This window comes from Dietzia sp. SLG310A2-38A2 (genome assembly GCF_014145095.1).
Taxonomy (GTDB): domain Bacteria; phylum Actinomycetota; class Actinomycetes; order Mycobacteriales; family Mycobacteriaceae; genus Dietzia.
Genome location: NZ_JAALDX010000547.1, coordinates 2,883 through 3,116, shown reverse-complemented (window position 1 = coordinate 3,116; position 234 = coordinate 2,883). Strand labels below are relative to the sequence as shown.

General features: G+C 65.8%; 1 pseudogene. It reads left to right on the top strand.

Annotated elements, in window-relative coordinates:
• Positions 1–234: pseudogene (locus G6027_RS17935) on the top strand (IS21 family transposase); the annotation flags it as partial.

The window sequence follows — 234 nt, the reverse complement described above, 5'->3', positions numbered from 1 at the left end:
GGTTCTGCAAGCAGTACCAGCAGCATGTGCAGATCGCTGGGCTAGCCTCCCGCGTCGGGCACAAGGCCGGGCAGACCGTCGAGGTCGACTGGTCCGGCCCGACGATGCAGCTGACCGATCCGGTGACGGGCGAGTCGACCCGGGTGTATCTGTTCGTGGCGTGCCTGCCGTTCAGTCGGTACTCCTTCGTCGAACCGACCCTGGACATGAAGCAGGACACCTGGCTACGGGCCC